This is a genomic window from Citrobacter sp. XY323, assembly GCF_025106035.1.
In the GTDB taxonomy this organism is placed as follows: domain Bacteria; phylum Pseudomonadota; class Gammaproteobacteria; order Enterobacterales; family Enterobacteriaceae; genus Citrobacter; species Citrobacter braakii.
The window spans coordinates 1-3775 of the sequence record NZ_JANYUK010000031.1; the positions used below are offsets into that span (position 1 = coordinate 1).

The window sequence follows — 3775 nt, forward strand, 5'->3', positions numbered from 1 at the left end:
TATGGCATTGGTGATGGTGTTGATGAAGAACACGTTGATGCGTATTGCTGTCCTTTCAGCTAACTGTCAATCCGGTGCGTGGGTAGGCACTAAACTTTTGGATAAAAACATCGTCACCGGAAACACTACATGCTCGTCTACTGCAATGTCTGTAGCGACTTGTCCTTCAGGTAAAACTATTGCTTCAGGCGGCTGGAGGCTAACTTGGTATGGCAGCGGTAACAACGCGCCTGATAGCTCGTACCCAAGAAATACAACCCAATGGGTGACTAATTCAAATGGCGATAATAACTGCTTCCAGTCTGTAGCAATGTGCGAATAACACACCTGTCAATCCGGTGTGTGGCGTAGCGGTGATTCAAATTCAGGAAAATATACTTATCTTGGTGGTTTTTGGGGAGTTTATTCCGCTTCAAACCCCGGCACGTCTACGCTTTGGGTTTTTGCTCAAGGCGGGAACAGCGCCGGGAGTGGTTCTTGCCGCAATGTATCCAGGCTTGAAGGTTATGTAGATAGTGCGTTGATAAGCGTGAATGCCGACAATAGTCCATCATTTGGTAAATCAGCTTTTATTAGCTTTGCAGTTCCTCCGGGATCTTCATTTCGTATCACTTCATACCCAACGGAAAACGTATCATGCGGTTCCGGTGTTTTCAGTGTGTATGGGTATCAATAATCCTGTCAATCCGGTGTGTGGCAATCATTCCAAAACAAATTCTCTATACAGGCTTTTAATGTGGGGAAGAACATCACTGATAAGGATATTGGAACCCATGCTTATTGCTCATGGACGCACTTGAACGGTTCACCTTTTGGCGGCTTTCAAAAGGTATATGCAGATAGTTCAAATCGCTGGTTTGTTACCAATACAAGATGGGGAGATTACGAATCAGGAGGAACAATCACTGTCACTTGCTTAAATCTACCAGGTGCTGGGATTTAACTGTCAATCCGGTGTGTGGTCTGGAGCAGGGAAAATGCGCGTTCAAACAGTGAATGGAGCATCATCATGTACTAACAAGGGCACGATGATAGCTTCTTGCCCTACGGGTACATTTGTTGTTTCTGGTTCATATGCTCTTACGGCATGGGGTAAAAATTCAAACCATAACTCACCTGATGCAATGTACACTGATCCAGACAACAATCGCTTTGTGATAGTCGCTCCAAACAACAACAGTACAACTTGCTTCCGCGCTATAGCGACGTGCGCAAGCCTCCAGTGAGTTTAGACGACACAAATTATTGTGTCGTCTGTTAGATAATACTGTTACCAATCGAGGCACATAGCTGTTTCTGAGCCGTCTTTGACAACGATCTGCCAAGAACCATCACTAACAGACTGTACTCCTCGCCATGAATCATCACGGTCATTCTCGTTGCCATACTGCGATGTACAGAAATCATGATATCCAATATTCATGTAGTTATAGGATGATGAGTAGTTCGTGTAGGTGTACGGGGTCAACTTAGGTTTTCCAGCCCCTGCTCGCCACACACCGGATTGACAGAAACATTCCACGATTAAAAATCTACGCAAACAGCGCGGCAACTCGCATCATCAGCACGAAGCCGCCAAGTTCCTGAGTTGATCGGATCTTCTTTTAGTTCGCAATGTTGATTTCTATTATCTTCTAAGTAGAAGTATGACAATGCGCAAAAATCATGTTGTTGTGTTGTCCACCCGGACGTATAACCAAATGCGCTAGCCGACATTGTACTTTTGGTTAGTTTGAGCGTTTTAGTCCACGCACCGGATTGACAGTTAGTTATCAGCGCAGTAAGCAACGGCACGTAAGCACTGTCCGCCACTATTTCCTCCTCCGGTAACTATCTGCCATGTATTTTCACTTATAGGCTGGCTTGAATCGGGGGCGTTTCTACCGTCGTTTCCTGACCAACCAGATAAAGTCCAGCCGCCTGAAATAACACGCTGACCACTAGGACATACGGCTTTAGAGACTCCATGCTCACCACAAGCGCTGTTTCCATAAGTGCGCTGAAATGATCCTAGGCTAGAGCTTTTCCACACACCGGATTGACAGTTAAATCCCAGCGCCGGGAAGATTAAGACAAGTCACCGAAACTGTAGAGCCAGTTTGGAAGCCGTTATAAGGAGTATTGGTGACTCTCCAGCCGTTGTTCCCGTCACTATATACCTTTTGAGTTCCACCCAAAGGGGCGCTGAACAGATATGTCCATGAGCAGTACGCATGTATACCGATATATTGATCCACAACATTTTGCCCGATGTTATAGACCTGTGTGGTGAACTTAACTTGGCTTGATTTCCACGTACCGGATTGACAGGCTAGTTAATTCAGCCTTACCGCAAAACATCTTACATTATCGACAGTGCATATTTGGTTATCTTCTGTACATGCATCAGAACCAGTGGCAACCCAGCCTTGCGCCGTTAAGCCTTTAGAATTGAGGGAAGCCTGGCATGCGTCGCCGTAGTTGTTACCAGAGCTAATAGACCAAGTTAAACGTTCAATAGCCTTATTACCTGCTCCAGCCCACACACCGGATTGACAGTTAGCTCAAACCTAATAAAAAGCCTCTGTCTAGACCACGGTCAAAGGCATGTTGCATAAACAACAATTGAGGCATTTTGCTTTTGCGTAGTATCACAAGTACCACTCCAGCCGTTGTCTCCTATAGGTAATGAATGCACAAGCCATATCGACCCTCCGGGCGTACTACAGGTGGCTCCACCCCCAACTACTTTTTTTCCCGCTGGACACCAAGCGGTTGTAGATGGGAAACGCCATGCGGTAGCAGTAGCACTTACGATCTGACTATTACCGGCTCCAGACCACACACCGGATTGACAGATAAATTTTAGTTTGAAGTACACAACGCAATAGCTGTCATACATGTGCCTCCAGTTACACCACCACCAGTATAGATGAGCCACGCATTTTCATTTAGTGATGGTCTGCTATCATCTGGAGAGTTCCAGCCGCTTCCACCGCTCCAGCGAGTGAGAGAGTACCCGCCACTAATCATTTGCGATCCTGACGGACAGTATGCTTTCGAATATTGGCCACTACCGCATGCCTGATTGCCATTTACCACATTACGACTGCCTATTCCGTTGTTTTTCCACGTACCGGATTGACAGGAACGTAGAAGATATTCACGGTGTTCTATAGCAGATGCCTGTCCAAACTCTATTTCCGTAATGGCTGATACTCTGTAGTCCAGAATATGCTTTTGATATGAGGTTAAAACCCCAAGGGCAAACAGGATCGCAACTGCAACCAACAGTACCTTCTGCATTGCCTTGGTTCCCCAAACAAACGCAACTAGCAAGATTAGTATCAGGGATGGTTGTAGGCCGTTTCCACACACCGGATTGACAGGGATGTAAGGTGCTGAACGGGGCGGTAAATTAACCGCCGATCAGTAGTAAGTAACGAGACTAAAGCTACCGGGGGAGCATCCATATGAGGGTAATGGGCTTGACGTTATACTGAACGTCGCGCCAGCCGGAATTATAAAATTTATAGAGCCAGATTTGCTCCAGTCTGAGTTAGCTGTACCAGCGGATGTAATGATACGACCATCAACTATTCCTGTAAGATCCCAAGTATTACGGCAATTGTCGCCGTCTTTAATTTTTCTATCTACAGTAGAAACGCCACCAGAAGCATAAACTGTCATTGGACGTCCAGTGCCGTTAACCGATGTGTAAGTTGAAATAAATGCTCCGAGTGAAGAGTAACTTCCGTTGTAGTTTGTGCTGGATGCCCACGCACCGGATTGACAG

Annotated in this window: 1 protein-coding gene and 2 pseudogenes; 1 reads left to right on the forward strand and 2 read right to left on the reverse strand. The window is 46.0% G+C overall.

Annotation, left to right across the window (positions count from 1 at the left end; translation table 11 throughout):
- Nucleotides 1-322: pseudogene (locus N0B36_RS24270) on the forward strand (hypothetical protein); the annotation flags it as partial.
- Between the two features lie 2522 nt (nt 323-2844).
- On the opposite strand, the gene N0B36_RS24275 reads toward N0B36_RS24270, so the two are convergent.
- Complete coding sequence (locus tag N0B36_RS24275) at nt 2845-3285, reverse strand: hypothetical protein (protein WP_259689503.1); 441 nt, start codon at nt 3283-3285, stop codon at nt 2845-2847.
- Nucleotides 3286-3408: 123 nt separating this feature from the next.
- A pseudogene (locus tag N0B36_RS24280) lies at nt 3409-3775 on the reverse strand (hypothetical protein); the annotation flags it as partial.

Bases quoted from the DNA above. Each gene is read 5' to 3' on its own strand.
- N0B36_RS24275 (WP_259689503.1), bottom strand. From the start codon at position 3,285: ATGCAGAAGGTACTGTTGGTTGCAGTTGCGATCCTGTTTGCCCTTGGG.